Here is a 20,329-nt window from a genome sequence, read left to right on the forward strand (position 1 = left end):
ACCTCAAATTCCCAAAAGATTTCTAACTTCTTCACTTGCCATCTGCGGATCCCAAGGGGGATCAAAGGTAAGTTCGATATCTACATCGTTGATTTGTTCTATTTCTTTTACCTTCTCTTTTGCATTTTCAATTATTAAACCGGCCAAAGGGCACATTGGGGTGGTTAATGTCATCAATATATGAACGTTATTGTTCTCATCTATATCTACCTTGTATATCAAACCTAATGAAACGATATCGAATCCAATTTCCATATCATAAACCTCTTTCAGAGCATTTATGATTTTATCTTTTTCTATATCAGGCATGTGTAAGCCTCCTTCAAAACATATCAGAATTGAGAATTATTGAAGATTCTTCTTGAAATTTTTGGAATTCAGTTGGTAAAACTTTATCAAAATATTCTTGAGCTTTTTTGTCTTTTAAGTTAAAAATTATTTGGTCTTTTGCTTCTTCAAAAGTTAACTGTTTTTCTGGGTATTTTCGTTCTATTTTTAAAAGAGCATATGTATCGTTTTGCGAATCATACAAAAGAGGTGTTGTAATAAATCCTGGAGGATTGCTTTTCACAGTTTGTACAATCGAATTTGAATCATCTTTAAGATTTATTCTCATAGAGGTAGCTGAATCAGTTTGTTCGAATACTTCATCATATGTGTAATAACCTTCAATAATACGATTGTATGTGTAAGAAGCATCTTCTGTGCTATTGAATACAATTAGCTTTATATCAGCTGCAGGATCAGATTTATAGATGGCTTTGTTGTTTTGATATTCCTTTGCAATTTCTTCGTCGGTTACTTCTGCCTCTTGAACAATTTTGGTATAAAGCGCAGCTATAGAATTATTGTATAATGTTGAATAATATGCATCTTCTAAATAATTTGTTTTTGAAGTGTAACCTAAGGCGAGAAGATAATTTTCTATTTCTTCGTCAGGTATTCCAACGTCTTTAAAGGCTTTTGAAAAGTTTTCCTCAATGTTATTCCACGTTTGTTTGCGTTGTAAATCTATGTTTTTTTGTTCGACGAATTGTATAAAAAGAACTTGATTGACTATTTTTAAAGCTTGATCTTCTAAATATGTATTCATGAGTTCAACACCTGTAGCTGTTCTTGTTAAAACAGAATAAAACTCGGGATAAGAATTATAAATATCTGACAAAAGGTAAACTATTTGAGATCTTGATATTAATAGTTCTTCACTAAGTGTTTCTTCATTAACTTTTGCAAAGGTTGCTTGCTCCAAGGGTTGATAAATAATTTCAGGATAAAGAACGGTGGAAATAAGAAAAACAAAAAATAACAATAAAAGATTTTTTTCCCTCAATGTCTCTGCCTCCTCATAAAATTCCTTCTTCGATGAATCTCTTAATAGGATTAAATGTTTTTCTATGCTCTGATATTATACCATACTTTTTTATGCTTTCAATGTGTTTCCTGGTAGGATAGCCTTTGTGGTTTACAAAGCCATAATTAGGATATATTTCATGTAGTTGATTCATATATATATCTCTTTCGTATTTTGCTACAATAGATGCAGCTCCTATTAAAGGAGATATTTGATCGCCTTTGATTATGCATTCATAGTTATAATCAAGTTTGAAGAACTTTCCATCGATGATTGAATAATAATCGTTCAGATTTTTTCCCACCACTTTTTCCAATAATTTCATAATTGCTAGTTCAGTCGCCTTGAATATATTTATTTGATCTATTAAATCTGAAGTTGAAAAATTACTATAATATTTAAAATTTTTCGTGATTTGAAAGTATCTTCTCTCTCTTTCTTTTGGAGATAACGATTTTGAATCTCTTCCAATTTTTGCTAATAATTCGCATTCTTTTTTTGATTCTATAACAACAGCCCCCACAAAAACAGGCCCAGCTAATGGGCCTCTTCCAGCTTCATCTATTCCAATTATTTTTTTGTACTTATTTAAAAGAGTTATTTCAATATTTTCTTTCATCTTAACCACCTTTGAAAATAACTATTTACTCTTTTTCGTAAGGGACTCCGTCAGCTGCAGGTGCTCTTGTTCTTCCAACAAATCCTCCAACGACAATTATAGTCAAAACGAAAGGCAATAAATTTAGTAAAGCTTTGATTTCTGAAGGGAGAACCATCAAAGTTTGAAGTTGAATGTTCATAGCTTCTGCAGCGCCGAAAAGCAAAGCTGCCCACATGGTCCCAATAGGATTCCAATTGCCTAATATCATAGCTGCCAAGGCAATGAATCCTTTGCCCGCAGGCATCTGTTCTTGAAACTGTCCTATATCACCTAGGGCTAGATACATTCCTCCTAATGCAGCAAGAACTCCACTCATTAAAACTCCAAAGTATCTTATCGCTTTTACGTTTACACCTAGCGTATCAGCAGCCCTGGGATTTTCCCCTACGGATCGCATTCTTAAGCCTAAAGGAGTTTTGTAAAGTAAAAACCAAGATCCAATGATTACTACTATTGCAATGTAGAAGAAAGAACTGATCTCTCCAAAAATTTCTCCAATGAAAGGAATGTTTTGAATTGCCTCAATTTTTACCGTTGGGATTTTAGCAACAAAGTCTGTTTGACCTTCTTGTCCAAAAACAGGTTTCATCAAAAAGCCAGTGAATCCTTGAGCGATTAGAATCAAAGCTGTGGCAGAAACGATTTGATTTGCCGACCATTCTATAGAAACATAGGCATGTAAAAATGCCAAAAGTAAACCTCCGGCCATACCTAAAAGAAGTCCAATCCAAGGGTTTCCAGTAAGAAAAGTAACAGCCACACCGATGAAAGCACCTAATTTCATTATACCTTCCAAAGCGATATTTGTTACTCCAGTTATTTCACTGTACACTCCTCCAATTCCTGCAAAAATTAAAGGTAAGGCGGAAAGAATTGTTAATTTATAAAATAAAGGTGAAGCAAAAGCGGTAAATATAGCTTCAAACCAATTCATTCATCTTCACCACCTTGAAGTGTATTAGGGGATTTTTTCTTTCCGAGCTGAGAAGCCTTTATGATCCAAGTTCGTATTATTCTATCCGCTGCGACAAAGTATATTATTATTCCTTGTATAACAACAATAATATCATCTGGTACACCTATAGTTTGCATAGCATTTGAACCAGATCTTAGTGAGGAGATAAGAAAAGCTGCAAAAATAATACCTATAGGATTGTTTTGACCGATCAATGCAATAGTTATTCCATCAAAACCTCTATCGCTTGTAAATGCACCAAAAATTCTATGATGAACGGACATAACTTCTAAAGCACCAGCTAAACCAGCTAACGCTCCTGAAATAGCCATTGTAAGTACAATATTTTTACTTATTGATATTCCTCCATACTCTGCTGCATATGGATTGAATCCCACAGCTTTAACTTCATATCCAGTTGTTGTTCTTTCTAATATTATATAAATAACAATTGCCGCAACGATGGCTATTAAAATACTAGAAGGAATGGTAGATGCTTGGACTGTTAACAGTGGAGGAAGTTGAGCACTTTCTGCAATTTCAGGGGATTTTGGAACGCCTGCACCTACAGCAAATGGTCCGGCTACCAGATAATTGGTAATATGATAAGCTATCCAGTTCAACATAATGGTAGTTATAACTTCGTGGGCACCTGTTTGAGCTTTAAGCCACCCTGCTATAGAGGCCCAAAAGGCTCCTCCAGCCATCCCTGCCAGAATAGTCAAAGGTATTGCTATAGCAGAAGGGACATTACCTAAGCTCAGTCCTACCGCTACCGCCATTATCCCACCCATAGCCATTTGACCTTCCGCACCTATATTGAAAACTCCTGCTCTGAATCCAAATCCTACAGCCAAACCAGTTAGTAACAAACTTGTCATTTTTGTTATATTGTCCGCCCAGGAAAGCCTGCTACCAACTGCGCCTTTAATCATAGCTCCATAGGCTTTTAAGGGGTTTTGGCCTATGGCTAAAATTATAATTGCTGCAATTAAAAGTGAAACTACAACCGCTAAAAAAGGAACTAGAAAAGACATCCATCTTGATTTCATAAGTTTTGAGGAAGAAGTCACTTTATTAGCGCCTCCTATTTATAGACTTTTAATTTCTCCAGCCTCTTCCATTAATTTTACTTCATCTAAACTCTTTCCTGCCATCATTAAACCGATCTCTTCGATTGTTAATTGACCATTTTCAAATTCACCCATGGATTTTCCTTCATACATAACCATTATTCTATCAGATAGAGACAAGATTTCGTCGAGTTCCATAGATATAAGTAAAATAGCAACTCCTTCTTGCCTCAAGTGTATCAATTCTTTGTGAACATATTCTATTGCTCCCACGTCTAATCCTCTTGTTGGTTGAGAAACAACTATAAATGTTGGTGAAGTGCCAATTTCTCGCGCTATGATAACTTTTTGTTGGTTTCCACCAGACAAATTTCCTGTATATATATCAATCTCAGGTGGTCTAACGTCAAATTTTTCAATGAGATCTTTGGAGAAATCCCTTATACCATCAAATTTTAGGAATCCTCTTTCTGAAAATTGTGGTTTGTCATGAGAACCTAAAATTAGATTAAAATAATTTGGGAATTCATGAACCATACCTCTTTTTTGTCTATCTTCAGGTATGTGAGCTATGCCTAGCTCTCTTAATTCTTTCACAGATAAATTACTGACCTCTTTCCCTTGAAAATAGTACTTGCCTCTTTCTATTTTTCTGAGCCCAGTTAAGGCCTCGGCGAGTTCAGACTGTCCATTTCCTGCTACTCCTGCGATCCCTAGAATCTGGTTTTTTCTAACTTCAAAGGTAATACCTCTTACGGCATCTAACTTTCTATTGTCTTTTACCCATAAATTTTCAACTTTCACAAGTACTTCTCCTGGTTCTATACCTGGTCGATCTATACTTAGAACAACTTCTCTTCCAACCATCATATTAGCCAATTCTTTTTCGTTTGTCTCTGAAGTTTTAACGTTACCCGTAACCTTCCCAAGTCTCATAACGGTAATATTATCGCTTATCTCCAGCACTTCTTTCAATTTATGGCTAATGAAAATAATAGTCTTACCATCTTTTTTGAGACTTCTCAATATTTCAAAGAGCTCTTGAGTTTCTTGGGGGGTTAAAACTGCTGTTGGTTCGTCGAGAATTAAAATGTCCGCTCCACGATAAAGTGTTTTAATTATTTCGACTCTCTGTTGCATTCCTACAGGAATATCTTCGATCTTTGCTTCTACATCTACTTTGAGTCCATACTTTCCTGACAATTCCTCAACATCTTTTTTGGCTTTTTTAAAATTAAAAATAACTCCCCTTGTGGGTTCGTTTCCTAAAACAACGTTTTCCGCAACTGATAAATTTTCAACCAGCATAAAATGTTGATGAACCATGCCTATACCATTGTCTATAGCATCAGAAGGGCCTTTGATATCAACTTTTTTTCCTTTTATGTAAATCTCGCCGCTTGTGGGTTGGTACAAACCATAGAGTTGATTCATCAAAGTGGTTTTTCCAGCGCCATTCTCACCGATTAGTGCATGAATCTCTCCTTTTTTTACTTTAAAGGTAACTTTATCATTTGCAACAACCCTGGGAAATATTTTAGTTATTTCATTCATGTATACTGCATAGTCATTTAACTCTTCATGGATATTTTCTGTTTGAGGCATCTGCAACCTCCTTTCAACTTCAGGAATAAAAGTTTTAACAAACTTTGATAAATAATCTACAAAATAGGCGGGATTTTATCCCGCCTCATATTTGCAATAAATGAGTAAATTAGAATGGAAAAACTATATTACTTGCATTAAAGGAACCTAATTCAGCTTCGCTTTGAGGGATATTGATTTTTCCTTCCTTGGCAAGTGATTGTAAATATGCCAATTCTGCTATTACTTCGTTTGGTATAAGTCCCTTGGTATATTTCATTGGAGATATTCCAACACCGTCATCGACTATACCTAAGTTGTTATGTCCAGATTGAAAATATCTTGCTGACAAAGCTGAGTTGATACCATCAAAAGTTGCTACATCGATCTTTTTTGTGATACTAAGTAAAACATAACCAGGTGCCATATAATCTTGATCAACATCGACTCCTATTGCGAAGTAACCCTCACCTTTTTCATAATATTTATCTATAACCTGTTGTAGAGGCGCATTTGCTGGTAAACCGTAGAAAGACATTCCTTTTTCTTTTGCAGCGTCGATGACACCATTACCTGTTGCACCAGCGGCTGCGAAGACGATATCTGCGCCGTTGTCGTATTGAGAAAGGGTTAACTGTTTGCCCTTTGCCGGGTCTTCAAAACTGGCAGCGTACCCGATTAAAACTTGGACATTGGAACCATGGATTTGATTGTAGGCTTCAACTCCTGCTCTGTAACCTATTTCATATCTTTTGACCGGGGGTATTTCTATTCCACCAACGAAACCTATCTTACCTGTTTTGGTCATGGCAGCCGCTACGTATCCACCTAAGAAGCCTGCCTCATGTTCTTTGAAGGTGTAAAGGGCTAAATTGTTTGGGACCGTTTGACCTGGAGATGGTTCTATATCTATTCCTATGAAAAATGTATCGGGATATTGAGCGGAGATATTGAATAAGGCATCTGCCATCATAAATCCAACTCCAATTACTACATCTCCTCTTTGAGCTGCGTTGGTTAGATTTGGAATATAATCAGTTTGTTCCTTGGAAATGATTATTTCTCCCTCAACATTTGGAAGTTGATCCATAGCCATTTGAACTCCAGCCCATGTTCCGTCGTTGAAAGACTTGTCTCCCAAACCACCCACATCAGTTACCATAATAACTTTTAAAGCGAAAGAACTTACAAACATTAAACTGATTAAACTAAGAACTAGCAACTTTTTCATGTTTTCCTACCTCCTTTGGGTAAATTTACTTGTTTTTTTGAAAGTAAAAGTTTCTAACAAACAACAGAGAAGTTAAAAGTAATAAAATTATTCCAAATATATAGTTTATAGTGTAGTCAACAGTGTGAATACTAGGATAGCCAGTTTGGCTGAAAACCTGAAGGGGAGTTACTTGTATGAAGCTAAGAATGCTTATTATATACATAGATATTAAAGAAACAAATTTTGTGATTTTCTCTTCAAAAATGACAAGAATCGTTAAACTTAAAAAAAACAAAAGAAAGATTTTTGTACCATAAACAGTGTTATAGGCTCTTAAATTTATTTTGTCGACCTTTTCTACATCAAAAAAGGTTTTTATACTGGGTAACAAGGGATCGATTAGATCAGTAGATTGAAGGAGTTGGTTTGAAGTTTCTATGAATTTAGATTCGAATTCTGCATCAGAAAATTTTAACACATCGTTGGCTTGGACTTTTAATGCGTCTAACTCATTATAGATATTTCTTTCTGCAATTTCTGATGAATTAACAAAGTCAATAACCTCTTTTGAAAAATCAAGTGGTATACTTCGGTAATTTTGTACTTTATCAATTTTCAAGCCGTCTCTATTTGTTTGAACCGATGATCCTTGTAGGTTTGACAAAACTTGTGAGTTCAAAAGATCAGCTAAAAAAGATGAAAAAGTTGATCTATAAAAAGTGTTGACTTTTGAGTATTCGCTTCCTAAGTATGAATTCAAACTGGATATAGTTTTATGCAATGGAGCATGTGGGTAAACAACAACATCGTTCAATAATTGAGTTTCAAAAGTGGAATTATCAAACTGAGTATTATTTTGCATCAAAAGATCGTAAGAATAATATGAGGGTACGAATAAAGTAAGCAACACCAAGAAAAAAATGGAAAAGTTTATAATTTTTTCTGTAAAATTGGTCTTTTTTCCGAAACTTTTAAAGAGCAAAACGGCTAAAAACAAAAACACAAAAGTAACTATATAACTTCCATATAGAAAGGAAGATATTGTATCTTTTATAGGATTGTAGAAGGTCAGAAGATAGACAAATTCAACTCCAAAAATACTTAAAGCTGTCACCCAAAGATACTTTCTTAAAAATAAGAAAGTTATAAGAATCAAAACAGCATAGATGATAATTCTTATAAAAGAAATATTAGTCCCAGTCTTGCCTTCCTCAATAAATATTTGAGTGACTTGTTGTACTTGGCGGTTGGTTTCATCTATTAGCGAATTGACATAATTGTAAGAGAGCTGATCTATCGCGATTTGGAGTGGCCTTCCAGTTATACCAGATTGTACAAGCTGCTGAATTCCTTGTTCTAAACTTTCTCTATTTTCTAATATTATCTCATTAAATTCAGGATTAGCTTCCCCTTCATATATGTAAAATCTTTTATCTAAAATCTCAGCCTTAGATTCGAATCTTTCAATATTAGTGAAAGGAGCGGTATCAACAATTCCCAAAGAATATATAATAACGTTGCCAAAATAAGTTAAAGCATCATTTTCTAAAGATCTTGTATAATCTTGAACGGTTGCAAAGTAGGCTGGCATAGATCTAATCATCTCTTGTGTAATTTGTTCGCCAGAAAGATCGGATTGAACATACACTAAGAATCCCGCAAAAGCCAATTTTTCTTCAATTGTAGTTAATTGAGACTCTACATTGTCATAAATCTGAGAAAGATAAGTTTGAATATTTGTAGGTCTATCAACGTATTCAGCACTTCCTATCATTTGAGTTCTATAAAATCTATACAATCCTAAATTGTTAAGTTCTTGGAAAAAAGAATTGAATTCTTCGTTGGAAAGATTACCATCACTGTTGTAGGTTTGAATAAGCGATGTATAAACATCTCTAACTGCTTCAACATCGAGGGTGAAAGCTGTTAAAGAAAAAATGACTGTAATTAATAAAATGGCTAATTTCTTCATCTCTATCCTCCAAATTATGTAATTATTTAGAACAACAAATAAATGATTGATTTTATTATATCATTTTTTTTGTAGTTGTTCAACCTTGGATTATCTTAATTATACTTGATTATTAGTAATTATATCCTTTTAAAAACGATTAAAGATGATTAAGAGCTTTTTCATTAAAAAATTAAGGTAATTAAATGTTGATTGAGAAAATCTGATGTGGTAAAATAATCCTATAAAATACTTATAAGAGGAGAGATTGATATTTCAAAAAAATTTCATTTCTTAATGGTTCTATCTATTTTTTTGGCAGCGTCTTTATTTTCAGAATCAATTTTTTTAGAAGTCAACAATTTCAACATTGGGGAAAGAGCATTTCATATAGATTTGGGCAAAAATTACGCGATAATTGCCGATTACCAAGGTACAGCTCATTTTATAGATATCTTTACTTTAGAAAAAATTGAGTTTACACAAGCTATCTTACCTATGGGTGGAGCATTCGATGGAGAATTTTTTTATGTTATTGATAATTACAATAAAGAATTACTAAAAATCAAAAACAACAAGGTGATGCAAAAATTAATCTTAGATTCTAAACCTGTAAATATAAAACTTATAAACAACGAATTGTACATATTAGGCACAAATCCTTTTAAATTATACATTGTCGATTACAACCTGTTTATAAAAAAATCAATGGTCCTTCCTGTGCATAGCCCGTTAATTAGAAATATAGGCAACCAAGTTTTTATACCTTTATTTGATAATTTTCAAAACAACGTGTTTTTAACCGATTTGCTTTTTTTGATTCCTAATAATGATACTTATATTGTAAATTATAACCATATAGAACATCCTATAGATATTGTAGGATCAAATGGAATCATTTATATGGTTTCGTATTACAATGGCAATTTGTATAGGAATGATTTCAGAAAACAGCCTAAAATAGCTCAATTTGGAAGGTACACTACAAACATTGAGATATACAAAAATAATATTGTGGGCAATTCTCTCATGGGTGGTGTTTATTACTACGATCTCTCCTCTGGTGAAACCAACGTTATTTTAGATGATGTACCAATTAGTGATATTTCTGTTTCTCCCAATGGACAATACTTATTCGCTATCTCACATATAGAAAATAAGCTTTTTGTAATTGAGGGTACGAACGTCTATCAAACAATTGATACCTACAATTATCCAATCGACGTTGAGTCTCCTACTGATAATGTAGTTTTGGTACTTTGTACCGATTCTTCGAAGTTGCAGGTTATAAGATACTTTGAATGAGTGTTTTAATATCAAACACCGTTTTTTGTAATTTATCTTTGTATATATCAGAAATTTCTTTGAAATCATAATTTGAAGAAACGGTGTCGTAATAGATAAAGGGTATTTCAGGAGTGCTTTTATAAAAAAAGTTGTAATCTTCCTTTATGTTTTTTAGGACTCTTCTATTCTTAACATTGTTGAAAGTTAATGTTTGCCCAGCAAAAAAGATTCCAGTTAGAGCACTGTGTAAACGATCAGATATAATTATTTTAGATTGAGAAATTTCTTTGGTTATTTTATTTGGGTCTTTAAAAGGGAATTCAGCGGATACCTTGGTTTCTTTTCTAATGTTTTCAACTAATTCATAATTTTTTAATGTGTCTTGGGTTGCATTTATTACTAAAGTGGAAAGTGTATAATGTTCAAAAGTTGATAAGAATTCTGTTAAAAGCTGTAAATCATGTTCTTCTTTCAAACAAACTGATATTTTGTCTGTTTTTTTATAAGTATAATTTAAAAAAGGATATGGTCCTACATCTACACCTAGAGAGATATTTTTATTGTATTTTTTTGCAAAGACATAAGATGTTTCATCTCTCAAATTAGCGTAAAGTTTTGGGTAAGAAAGGATTTTCTTTAATTTTTGGAGGCTTCGTTTTTGGTTAAAAGATCCAAAACCTTGGGATAACAGTAAGATTGTTTTATTAAATTTTTCCCCCAGGTGGGCTATATAGTAATAGTACATAAAACTTCTGTAAGATGTTTCGGATTGAAAAAGGTTTCCTCCTCCAAAAATTATAACATCACTCTCTTTTATAGTTTTACGTATTTCGTAGAAATTGAATCTTGGAACAGTGATTATTTGAAATCTATATTCTTCATCGAATTCCAACTCGTTTTCAAGAGGTAAGAATATAATTCCATCGAATTTTATTTCATTTAATATTTGTAAGAAACTTTTTAACAATAGATCATCTCCATAGTTGCCGTACCCATAAAACCCAATTAAAAAAATTTTTTTCATCTTTTTTCCTCCAAATTAATTATTTAAAAATCATTATTTAGGAAAATGTTGTTTTTGAAAAGAAAAATAAAATAGATAAAATAAAGGTGGGTGAAAATTATTGTTTGATAATATCAATTTTCAGATTATTCCAAATACTATGGATGCATTATCTTTAAGGCAAAATGTGATTTCTCAAAATATAGCAAATTATGAAACACCTGGGTACAAAAGAAAGTACGTTGATTTTGAAAACGAGTTACAAAAAGCGTTGAGTGAAGATTCAGCTTTGACTCTTAAAGTGAATAGAGACCAACACATAAATAATACCTTATCTTTAGGAAAAATTCAACCAAATATTCAAATAGATAATTCCAAATCGCTTAGAGATGACGGAAACAATGTCGACCCCGATATGGAATTGGTAAGAATGACTCAAAATACCTTAAAATACAACACTTTATCCAGATTGACGACCTATGCAATCCAAAGATATGAAACAGCTATTAGAGGTGGTAAATGATGGATGGGTTATTTAAGGTTTTGGATATTGCTGCAAGCGGTATGACAGCAGAAAGATTTAGGTTAGACGTTATTTCTCAGAATTTGGCTAATTCAGATACAACTAGGACAGAAGAAGGTGGACCTTACAGAAGAAAAGCAGTAATCTTTCAAGAAGCACTCAGTGAAAGTACAAATGGAGATAGGAATTTTGGCGGAGTGAAGGTCTCTTCTATAGTAGAGGATCCCTCACCTTTTAGATTAGTATATGACCCTAACCACCCCGATGCAGACGCTGAAGGATACGTTAGTTATCCTAATGTCAATGTATTACGAGAAATGGTCGATATGATGTCTGCCCAAAGAGCTTATGAGATGAATGCAGCGGTTGTAAATTCAGCCAAAAGCATGTACAATTCTGCCCTTGGAATAGGCAGATAAGTAAGGAGGTGAGCATTGATGACAGAAGGTATAAATGGAATAAATGGGATTGACCCCAATAAATTAGCTCCAGAAAAAACTAAACAAGAAGATAAAAATTTAGACTTTTCTAAATTATTAAAAGATGCAATTGAGGAAGTAAATTCAATCCAAAAGAATGCTGATAAAGTTGCAGCAGATTATGCCGCAGGCAATATAACGGATATACATCAAGTTATGATTGCTGCAGAAAAGGCTTCTCTTTCGTTACAATTAACAACAGAAGTTACAAATAGAATCGTTGAAGCATATAAAGAAATAATGAGAATGCAGATTTAATTATGTTTTTTCTCCCTTATAAATATTATCAATTTGATCTTTAAATGGTTGGGTATTTTTACCCAATCTTTTTGTTTTATTATATTTTATTAAAATTTAAAAAAAGTTGATAAAAGTTTGTTATAATTTATGCATATAGTGAAAGGAGGTGATTTTTATGGAAGAAATAATCAAAAGTGCAGAAAAGTACATTGAGGAAAATCCTGAAGTAGATTTAGAAAAGTTGGAAGAATTCTTAAGAGGAATCTACGATGAAAAAGACGTTGATGAGTACTTTGCTCAGATCGGTGAAATTTTATCAGCGATGGAAAATTATTATGAAGATCCTTTAGATCTATTCATTAATGATGATGAAAAAGATAATAAATAAGGGGGAGGGCAAAGTTGACAAAAGAAGAAAGAAGTTGGATTTTGTACGATTGGGCGAATTCCGCGTATTCAGTTGCTATAACCACCGCACTGTTACCAATATTCTTTAAGGATTATGCCGCTGCTCACATGCCAGATTATTTATCGACTGCTTATTGGGGTTATTCATCTACTATAGCAACTTTGATAGTGGCAATTTTGGCACCAATTTTAGGGACATTAGCTGATTATAAGGATTATAAAAAAAGGTTCTTGCTTTTCTTTCTTTTGATGGGTGTTGTGTTTACAGCTTCTTTGTCATTGATTCAAGAAGGACAATGGTTTTTTGCCTTAGTGTTATATGTTTTATCAAGCATAGGATTCTCTGGAGCCAATGTTTTCTACGATTCCTTTTTAACGGATGTAACTTCAAAAGAACGTATGAATTGGGTATCATCTAGCGGTTTTGGATGGGGTTATATAGGTAGTACTATACCATTTTTAATTGGACTTATTTTTATCTTGAATCCTTCATTAATCGGCCTTAAATCTACTACTGCAGCAACAAAGTTGGCATTTGTTATCACTGCAGTGTGGTGGTTTGTTTTTTCAATCCCAATCATGAAAAATGTTAAGCAAACATACTATGTAGAAAAAACGAAAACTCCAATAAAAGATTCTTTTAAAAGGCTCTCGCAATTTTTAAAGAATATGAAAGGCAACAAAAATGTTTTTCTCTTTTTATTGGCATATTTTTTCTATATAGATGGAGTGGATACAATAATAAGGATGTCTTCTTCTTACGGACTTGATGTTGGACTTAACGCCAACGATTTGCTGGTCGCTTTTTTGGTGATACAAATAGTAGCTTTTCCGTTTGCCTTGTTGTATGGAAGATTATCCAAGAGATTTTCTACAAAAAATTTGATATATTTTGCAATTTTTGTCTATACTTTTATCACTGTTTTTGCTTTTTTCTTAGAAACCATTGTCCAATTTTGGATATTAGCTATGTTAGTAGCATCTTCTCAAGGTGGGATTCAAGCTCTTAGCAGGTCACTTTATGGTCGCATGATACCAAAGGATCGATCTGCAGAGTATTTTGGGTTCTACAATATATTTGGAAAATTTTCAGCAATTTTGGGGCCCTTTTTAGTAGGGATCTTCACACAAATTGGGAAGAGTTCTAGATGGGGAGTTGCAAGCTTGCTCTTTTTGTTTATCATTGGAGGAATACTTTTCTATTTTGTAAAAGAGCCTGAAGAAGCGTAAAATTATCGGCTAGAAAGGAGATGCAAATATGGATAGTCACGGTAGTTTCTGTGAATTTCTCGATCTACCACCGTAATGATTGAAAGGAGGAGTAAAATTGAAGGTTGAAGTAAAAGTTGATATAAAAAAATTAATAAACGAAAAGGAGTTTAAACTTCTAAAAGAGTTGTTAAAAGAACAAGAACCCGCAAAAATAGTAGAGATGATTGAAGAATTACCTCACGATGAAAAAATTGTTGTTTTCAGATTTTTGCCTAAAGACACCGCTGCAGAAGTTTTTTCTCAGTTAGAGAAAGATGATCAAATGGAACTACTTTCTCTTTTTAAAGAAGATAAGTTGAAAGAAATAATAGAAAATATGGAACCAGATGATAGAGCTGATCTTTTAGAAGAACTTCCTGCCAACGTAGTAAAGCGCTTACTTGCCCATCTTTCTCCTGAAGAGAGGCAAAACACTGTTATTCTTCTTAATTATCCAGAATACTCTGCAGGAAGGATAATGAACCCAAATTTTTTGGATCTCAAAGAAAGTATGACAGTTAAAGAAGCGCTTAATCATATTAAGGATGAAGGCAATAAAAAAGAGACTATCTACACTTTGTTTGTGATAGATAACACTAGAAAATTGAAGGGGACAGTAGAATTAAAAGATTTGATTTTTTCAGAAGAGAATGAGATTATAAAAAATATAATGAATGAAACCCCAATCTATTCAACGGTTTACGATGATGAGGAAGAAGTTGCAAGGGTCATGCAAGATTATGATCTTTTAGCTATTCCAGTAACAGATAGCGAAAAAAGACTGGTAGGGATAATAACCATTGACGATATTGTAGATGTTTTAGAAGAATCAGCCACAGAAGATATCCAAAAAATGGCAGCAGTAGGAGTAACAGAGACTTCTTATTTTCATACTTCGATTTGGGAACTTGTAAAAAGTAGAGTAATTTGGCTTGGTGCTTTACTACTTTTTGAGAGTATTGCTGTTTTTGTAATTGAAGGATTTTCAGACGTTCTACAGAAAATTACTGTATTAGCAGCATTTATGCCGACCATTAACGCCATAGGCGGAAATACTGGAAGTCAAATGTCTGCTATAGTAATTAGATCAATGGCAGTTGGAGATATTGAAGAGGATGATTTTAAAAAGGTTTTAGGAAAAGAGTTTTTTTCTGGTATAATTTTAGGTATAATTCTAGGAGTAATCATGTTTTTAAGATCAATAGTCAATACTCGAGAACCCTTAATTATGTTGAGTTTATCTTTATCTATAATTATAGTAGTTATGATTTCAAATCTTTTAGGAGCCATACTACCTTTTCTTGCCAAAAAGATACATTTAGATCCTGCTTTGATCTCTGGACCATTTATTTCTACTTTGATGGATATACTAAGTATGTTTTTTTATTTTTCTATTTCCGCGTTACTTCTTAAAGATTTGTTATGAATAACAAACAACAAAAAAGTGAATTAGAACTTGATGGAAGGAACTGATATAATGAACGAAATGGATATTCAAGAGATCACCAAAAAAATTAAAGAATTACCAACGCCTGATTTTATTGTACAAAGGATTATTAACATAGCCAACGATCCCGAAGCGGATATAAATGACTTGCATAATATGATCGTTCAATCACCTGCTTTAACTGCAAAGATTTTAAGATTATCTAATTCTGCTTATTATGCACTACCAAAGAGAGTAACGAAACTTACGCAAGCGATAAATCTGCTTGGTTTCAAAACGGTTAGAAATTTAGCTTTAAGTATTTTTACTGTCGAGAATTATTTTTCCCAAGATATACCTTTTTTCAATACACAGCATTTTTGGGTTCATTTGATCTCAACTGGCGTCGCCTCAGAACTTTTAGCAAAATATCTTAATTCCCCAGATAAAGAAGAAGCCTTTATGTGTGGTGTTCTGCATGATCTTAGTAAGGTAGTGATGGCACATATTATGCCGGATGTTTTTGAGATGGTCATTAAAGTTGCTCAACACGAAAAAATTTCTTTTTTTCAGGCGGAAAATTTGTTATCAACTTATTCGCATCAACAGATTGGAAGGAAGCTTTTTGAAAATTGGAATATGTCAGACTTAGTCATAGAAACTGCTACATACCATGATAATCCTTTGGAGTCTAGTAATGAAGAAGCAAAAAAATTATTGTATATTGTAAATGTTGCGAATATAACTACTAATTTATATTTTTACGGCTATTCAGGATGCTTCGATATTCCTGAGGTTGATTTAAAAATTTGGAACTTTTTGGGATTAAATTATAATAAGTATGCCAGTTATTTTGAAGAATTCAAAGATATAATTAAAAGGTCCCCTGAATTTACTAACATGAAAGAAGTGTTCGATGATCTGGAGGTGACATCTGATGGCTCAGTATAGAAGAGAAATGCTTGAGTCTGAAATGAAAAAATTAATTACCCAAGGTTTTTCTCAATTAAAGGATCCTAGATTAAAAGACAAATTTATTGACATAAATATGGTACGTTTATCAAAAGATAAATCTTATTTAGATGTATATGTTTCATCTCTTGATGAAGATATTGATACCATCATTAATATTCTAAACAACGCAAAGGGTATGTTTAGAACTCTTATCGCAAAAAATATTAAAATGTTCAAGGTTCCCGAGGTAAGGTTTCATAAAGACGAAGGTATTGAAGCAAGTATTAGAATAAATAAACTAATAGAGAAAATAGAGAAAAACGAGGAAGGGAAATGAAAAGTGGTTTTTTAGTAATCAACAAGCCAAAGGGTATTACTTCTCATGATGTAATCAATATTCTTAGAAAAAAGTTTGGCTTACAGAAAATTGGTCATGCTGGAACTCTAGATCCCTTTGCTACGGGAGTACTAGTTGTAGGAGTAAATAAAGCTACAAAATTGTTAGAATTTTTTCAAAACGAAAAAAAGACATACTATGTAAAAGCTGAATTGGGAATCATCACAGATACTTTTGATATAGAAGGGAAAATACAGGAAAAGAACATAGTTACTCAGCAACACATCTCTAATTTGAAAGACATATGTTTTTCTTTTGTGGGGGAATATCTACAAGTTCCTCCTGCCTATTCAGCCAAAAAATATAAAGGTAAAAAGCTTTATGAATATGCCCGTGAAGGTAAAATAATTAATCTTCCTCCAAAAAAAGTAAAAATATATCAGCTTTCAAATTTTTCACAAGAAGGACAAGAATTTAGTTTCTTTGTAGAAGTAAGTTCGGGAACTTATATAAGATCATTAATCATGGATATAGGATATGCTTTAGGATGTGGAGCCGTTACCAAAGAACTTTGTAGAGTGAAAAGTGGTAAGTTTGAATTAAAAGATAGCATTTTGTTAGAAGAGGTTTCACTGGAAAAAATGTTAAAAATGGATGAGGCTTTAGATCTTCCTTACGTTAAGATTAATAACGGGCAACTAGTCATTAAAGGGCAGCAAATTTATAAAGATAATGTTTTAGAATTTTCTAATTTCAATAAAAATGATTACGTTAAAATATACGACGAAAAAGAATGTTTTTTAGGAATAGGTAGGGCTGAAAAAAAATCGACATTTTTAAGAACCCTTCTTAAAGAAGAAGAAAGGAACGATAGGATAGTAAAAATATATAAAATTCTGTACGAGGTGACATAAAATTGTATGCACTCACAATTGGGATCTTTGATGGTGTACACAAGGGCCATCAGTATATATTGAAAAACACTCTCCAACTCGCGAATAACTTAAGGTTTGAACCCTTGGTTTTGATGTTCAGATACCCTCCTGAAAAGCATCTAGGAGGGTTTGAAGGTCTCATTCTACCTAGTTGGCGAAGGAAACAAATTTGCGAAGATATTGGATTTAAAGTTGAAGTTAAAGATTTAGAAGAAGTATGGGGATTACCCCATGAACAATATCTTGAGGAATTGATGAAAAAAGGAGTAAAAGCAATAGTTTGTGGTGAAGATTTTACTTTTGGGAAAAATGCATTAGGCAATGTAGAATATTTACAAGCTGTTAGTCAAAGCAAAGGATTAGTAGTCAAAGTGCTGAAAGATTTAAAAAGTCAAGGAAACAGGGTTAGTTCTTCAGCTATAAAAAGAGAGTTAAAATTAGGTAATATTAAGACAGCAAATGGAATGCTTGGAAGGCCATGGACTCTTGAAGGTACAGTCTATGAAGATAGACATGTAGGATTTAAGCTTGGATTTCCAACTGCAAATATTAACGTTTGGGAAAAAGAGGAGATCTTATTGCCAAAATTTGGTGTTTACATTGTGAAAGGATATGTAAGAGGTCGATCGGGTTTTTTGTGGGGCCTAATGAACGTTGGCTTAAGACCAACTTTTGATGAATACAAAAAGACTCCAAAAGTTGAAGTCTATTTTTTGGATTTTTTTGGTGATCTATATGGTGATTATATAGTTTTAGAAGTAATAGATTTTTTACGAGATGAAGTAAAATTTGATAATGAACAAGAATTAATTGGCGCTATGGAAAAAGATGAAGACCAAGCTAGAAAGATCATACAGAAGCATTATATATAGAAGGGAGATGAAACGTTTTGTCTAGATGGGATTTAACATTTTTTTATTCCTCACCCGAAGACTCACAAATTAAAGAAGATTTCGAAGAAAGCTTAAGGCAAATCAAAAAATTATATCAACAGTACTATGACAAACTGTCGAACCCTTCGCTGACTCCCCACGAATTGAAGAACTTTTTCCAAGAGTTTGAGAAAGTTTTAAAAATGCATAATTTTACTTACCAGTATTGTCACTTGCTTTATGATTCCAACACCCAAGACGAAACTGCTCAAAAACTCTATGCGATGGCTAAAGATTACGATTCAAAAATAGAAATGGAATCATCATTTTGGAAGCCGAGGTTATTGAAGCAAAATGAAAAAAAGCTTAACGAATTGATGTATGCCGAGGAATTGAAAGATTACACCCATGTGCTTCAAAAGCTTATTAAATCAAAAAGCCATATATTGAGTGAAGATGCTGAAAAGGTGTTAGCCGCTATGTACAACTCATCACGGGGAGGCTTTGAAGAATTATATGGTCGGTTAACAAGTTCTTATACTTTCAAGTTAGAGATCGATGGTGAACTTAAAGAATTAACCGATCCGCAAGTAAGGAGTTTAAGAAGAAAACCTGATGTAAATTTAAGACGACAAGCAATGAAAGAATTCTTTAAAAAGTACGACGAAGATAGCCTCCTATTCGAAAAAATATACAATTCTATCGTAAAAAATTACGACACAGAGGCTAGTTTGAGGAATTACAAAGAGCCGATTTCTATGAGAAACTTTAACAACGAAGTTGAAGATGAAATTGTGGAAACCGTTATAAAGGTCACAACTGACAGGACGCCCATGGTTCACCAATATTACAGATGGAAAGGTAAAAGGTTAGGGATAGAACAAACTCTTGCCGATATCTATGCGCCTTTGGCAAAAGTACAAAAAGAATATACTTTTGAAGAGGCACAGAAGATTGTTTTAGATTCGTATTACGAGTTCGATGAAGAAATTGGAGAAATTGCAGAGTCTTTCTTTAAAGAAAAAAGAATAGATTCTGAAATAAGAAAAGGTAAAAGAGGAGGAGCATACACATCTTACGCACTTCCTAATAGAAAACCTTTTATTTTATTAAATTTTACTGGGACCCTTGCCGATGTGAGTACATTAGCACATGAGTTGGGACATGGGATACATGGGACTTTAGCCTCAGACCAAAACATTTGGAATTATCACCCTCCTTTAACGATGGCAGAAGTTGCATCTGTGTTTGGTGAGATGTTGGTGATTGATAAAATACTACCCACCCTTTCAGAAGCGGAAAGAACGGCTTACCTGTCATCGAATGTTGAAGGAATGTTTTCGACGATGTTCAGACAAAATATGATTGCTAGATTTGAAATATCATCTCACAATTTGATAGAACAAAATGGAAGTGCTAATTGGAAAGAACTTGCAGAACTGTATAAGAAAGAATTAGAAATTATGTTTGGTGATTCAGTAATAATACCACAAGAGTATTATTATGAATGGGCAAGCATACCTCATATCTTTAGAACACCTTTTTACGTTTATGCATACAATTTTGCTAATTTATTAGTTATAGCTTTATACCAACAATACAAAGTCGAAGGAAAATCTTTTGCACCAAAATACAAAGAGTTGCTTAGAAGTGGTGCAAAAGATTCCCCGAAAGAATTGTTGAAAAAAATTGGGATTGATATCTCAAACCAAGATTTTTGGGAAAAAGGTTTCGAGTTTATAGAAAGGGAATTTATCAATAAATTAGATTGAAGTAAAATAGAGACATTCAACACATTTTTAAATAATGTATTTAATCCGAGGGAG

At 33.1% G+C, this 20,329-nt stretch carries 21 protein-coding genes; 12 read left to right on the plus strand and 9 right to left on the minus strand.

Translation table 11 applies throughout. From position 1 onward, the window contains the following. Positions 1-3 precede the first annotated feature (3 nt). From X926_RS06455 to X926_RS06490, 8 genes are all read right to left on the minus strand, one after another. The gene (locus X926_RS06455) at positions 4-309 is read right to left on the minus strand and encodes a metal-sulfur cluster assembly factor (RefSeq protein WP_012209465.1); all 306 of its coding nucleotides are present in this window, start codon (positions 307-309) and stop codon (positions 4-6) included. A 13-nt stretch (positions 310-322) separates the two neighbouring features. Next, the gene (locus X926_RS06460; protein WP_103065466.1) at positions 323-1,330 is read right to left on the minus strand and encodes a peptidyl-prolyl cis-trans isomerase; all 1,008 of its coding nucleotides are present in this window, start codon (positions 1,328-1,330) and stop codon (positions 323-325) included. 13 nt (positions 1,331-1,343) lie between these two features. Further along, on the minus strand, positions 1,344-1,970 hold the full coding sequence (locus X926_RS06465; protein WP_103065467.1) for a ribonuclease HII: 627 nt from the start codon (positions 1,968-1,970) through the stop codon (positions 1,344-1,346). Between the two features lie 25 nt (positions 1,971-1,995). Further along, positions 1,996-2,946: an ABC transporter permease gene (locus tag X926_RS06470; RefSeq protein ID WP_012209468.1), complete on the minus strand. Its 951-nt coding sequence runs from the start codon at positions 2,944-2,946 to the stop codon at positions 1,996-1,998. After that, complete coding sequence (locus tag X926_RS06475; RefSeq protein WP_041534425.1) at positions 2,943-4,019, minus strand: ABC transporter permease; 1,077 nt, start codon at positions 4,017-4,019, stop codon at positions 2,943-2,945. Before X926_RS06475 ends, X926_RS06470 begins: the two co-directional genes overlap by 4 nt. A gap of 39 nt (positions 4,020-4,058) precedes the next feature. Next, complete coding sequence (locus X926_RS06480) at positions 4,059-5,645, minus strand: ABC transporter ATP-binding protein (protein WP_012209470.1); 1,587 nt, start codon at positions 5,643-5,645, stop codon at positions 4,059-4,061. A 109-nt stretch (positions 5,646-5,754) separates the two neighbouring features. After that, positions 5,755-6,855 carry a BMP family protein gene (locus tag X926_RS06485; protein ID WP_012209471.1) on the minus strand — a complete coding sequence of 367 codons (1,101 nt, stop codon included), beginning with the start codon at positions 6,853-6,855 and terminating at the stop codon, positions 5,755-5,757. A 25-nt stretch (positions 6,856-6,880) separates the two neighbouring features. Further along, positions 6,881-8,809 carry a hypothetical protein gene (locus tag X926_RS06490; protein ID WP_012209472.1) on the minus strand — a complete coding sequence of 643 codons (1,929 nt, stop codon included), beginning with the start codon at positions 8,807-8,809 and terminating at the stop codon, positions 6,881-6,883. Between the two features lie 276 nt (positions 8,810-9,085). On the opposite strand from X926_RS06490, the gene X926_RS06495 reads away from it, so the two are divergent. After that, on the plus strand, positions 9,086-10,093 hold the full coding sequence (locus X926_RS06495; protein WP_012209473.1) for a WD40 repeat domain-containing protein: 1,008 nt from the start codon (positions 9,086-9,088) through the stop codon (positions 10,091-10,093). Here X926_RS06495 and X926_RS06500 read toward each other — a convergent pair. Then, positions 10,074-11,099 (minus strand): polysaccharide pyruvyl transferase family protein, encoded by a 1,026-nt coding sequence (locus tag X926_RS06500; RefSeq protein WP_012209474.1) that lies wholly within the window; start codon positions 11,097-11,099, stop codon positions 10,074-10,076. The genes X926_RS06495 and X926_RS06500 overlap by 20 nt on opposite strands. A gap of 100 nt (positions 11,100-11,199) precedes the next feature. On the opposite strand from X926_RS06500, the gene flgB reads away from it, so the two are divergent. From flgB to X926_RS06555, 11 genes are all read left to right on the plus strand, one after another. Then, a complete protein-coding gene (flgB, locus tag X926_RS06505) occupies positions 11,200-11,601 on the plus strand; it encodes a flagellar basal body rod protein FlgB (RefSeq protein WP_012209475.1) in 402 nt (133 codons plus the stop codon). Beyond that, positions 11,598-12,020, plus strand: coding sequence for a flagellar basal body rod protein FlgC (gene flgC / locus X926_RS06510; protein ID WP_012209476.1), 423 nt, complete (start codon positions 11,598-11,600; stop codon positions 12,018-12,020). The genes flgB and flgC overlap by 4 nt, the downstream gene beginning before the upstream one ends. Before the next feature lie 18 nt (positions 12,021-12,038). Beyond that, positions 12,039-12,338, plus strand: a complete 300-nt coding sequence (gene fliE, locus X926_RS06515) for a flagellar hook-basal body complex protein FliE (protein ID WP_012209477.1) — start codon at positions 12,039-12,041, stop codon at positions 12,336-12,338. A 157-nt stretch (positions 12,339-12,495) separates the two neighbouring features. Further along, a complete protein-coding gene (locus X926_RS06520; protein WP_012209478.1) occupies positions 12,496-12,708 on the plus strand; it encodes a hypothetical protein in 213 nt (70 codons plus the stop codon). Further along, entirely contained in the window at positions 12,705-13,958 is a 1,254-nt protein-coding gene (locus tag X926_RS06525) for an MFS transporter (RefSeq protein ID WP_369973684.1), read from the plus strand. The genes X926_RS06520 and X926_RS06525 overlap by 4 nt, the downstream gene beginning before the upstream one ends. Before the next feature lie 97 nt (positions 13,959-14,055). Next, on the plus strand, positions 14,056-15,405 hold the full coding sequence (gene mgtE, locus X926_RS06530; protein WP_012209479.1) for a magnesium transporter: 1,350 nt from the start codon (positions 14,056-14,058) through the stop codon (positions 15,403-15,405). A 51-nt stretch (positions 15,406-15,456) separates the two neighbouring features. Beyond that, positions 15,457-16,356, plus strand: coding sequence for an HDOD domain-containing protein (locus X926_RS06535; RefSeq protein ID WP_158245208.1), 900 nt, complete (start codon positions 15,457-15,459; stop codon positions 16,354-16,356). After that, positions 16,343-16,696, plus strand: coding sequence for a 30S ribosome-binding factor RbfA (rbfA, locus tag X926_RS06540; protein WP_012209481.1), 354 nt, complete (start codon positions 16,343-16,345; stop codon positions 16,694-16,696). Before X926_RS06535 ends, rbfA begins: the two co-directional genes overlap by 14 nt. After that, positions 16,693-17,610: a tRNA pseudouridine(55) synthase TruB gene (truB, locus tag X926_RS06545; RefSeq protein WP_012209482.1), complete on the plus strand. Its 918-nt coding sequence runs from the start codon at positions 16,693-16,695 to the stop codon at positions 17,608-17,610. Before rbfA ends, truB begins: the two co-directional genes overlap by 4 nt. Before the next feature lie 2 nt (positions 17,611-17,612). Then, entirely contained in the window at positions 17,613-18,503 is an 891-nt protein-coding gene (ribF, locus tag X926_RS06550; RefSeq protein WP_012209483.1) for a riboflavin biosynthesis protein RibF, read from the plus strand. Between the two features lie 17 nt (positions 18,504-18,520). Continuing rightward, the gene (locus X926_RS06555) at positions 18,521-20,275 is read left to right on the plus strand and encodes a M3 family oligoendopeptidase (RefSeq protein WP_012209484.1); all 1,755 of its coding nucleotides are present in this window, start codon (positions 18,521-18,523) and stop codon (positions 20,273-20,275) included. Positions 20,276-20,329 lie beyond the last annotated feature (54 nt).

Origin of the sequence: Petrotoga sp. HWHPT.55.6.3 (genome assembly GCF_002895495.1) — a bacterium.
GTDB classification, from domain to species: domain Bacteria; phylum Thermotogota; class Thermotogae; order Petrotogales; family Petrotogaceae; genus Petrotoga; species Petrotoga mobilis.

Coding starts and splice junctions, on each gene's coding strand:
- flgC (WP_012209476.1), top strand. CDS start 11,598: ATGATGGATGGGTTATTTAAGGTTTTGGATATTGCTGCAAGCGGTATG.
- X926_RS06455 (WP_012209465.1), bottom strand. CDS start 309: ATGCCTGATATAGAAAAAGATAAAATCATAAATGCTCTGAAAGAGGTT.
- X926_RS06490 (WP_012209472.1), bottom strand. CDS start 8,809: ATGAAGAAATTAGCCATTTTATTAATTACAGTCATTTTTTCTTTAACA.
- X926_RS06485 (WP_012209471.1), bottom strand. CDS start 6,855: ATGAAAAAGTTGCTAGTTCTTAGTTTAATCAGTTTAATGTTTGTAAGT.
- X926_RS06495 (WP_012209473.1), top strand. CDS start 9,086: ATGGTTCTATCTATTTTTTTGGCAGCGTCTTTATTTTCAGAATCAATT.
- X926_RS06535 (WP_158245208.1), top strand. CDS start 15,457: ATGAACGAAATGGATATTCAAGAGATCACCAAAAAAATTAAAGAATTA.
- X926_RS06465 (WP_103065467.1), bottom strand. CDS start 1,970: ATGAAAGAAAATATTGAAATAACTCTTTTAAATAAGTACAAAAAAATA.
- fliE (WP_012209477.1), top strand. CDS start 12,039: ATGACAGAAGGTATAAATGGAATAAATGGGATTGACCCCAATAAATTA.
- rbfA (WP_012209481.1), top strand. CDS start 16,343: ATGGCTCAGTATAGAAGAGAAATGCTTGAGTCTGAAATGAAAAAATTA.
- X926_RS06520 (WP_012209478.1), top strand. CDS start 12,496: ATGGAAGAAATAATCAAAAGTGCAGAAAAGTACATTGAGGAAAATCCT.
- X926_RS06480 (WP_012209470.1), bottom strand. CDS start 5,645: ATGCCTCAAACAGAAAATATCCATGAAGAGTTAAATGACTATGCAGTA.
- truB (WP_012209482.1), top strand. CDS start 16,693: ATGAAAAGTGGTTTTTTAGTAATCAACAAGCCAAAGGGTATTACTTCT.
- X926_RS06500 (WP_012209474.1), bottom strand. CDS start 11,099: ATGAAAAAAATTTTTTTAATTGGGTTTTATGGGTACGGCAACTATGGA.
- X926_RS06470 (WP_012209468.1), bottom strand. CDS start 2,946: ATGAATTGGTTTGAAGCTATATTTACCGCTTTTGCTTCACCTTTATTT.
- X926_RS06475 (WP_041534425.1), bottom strand. CDS start 4,019: ATGAAATCAAGATGGATGTCTTTTCTAGTTCCTTTTTTAGCGGTTGTA.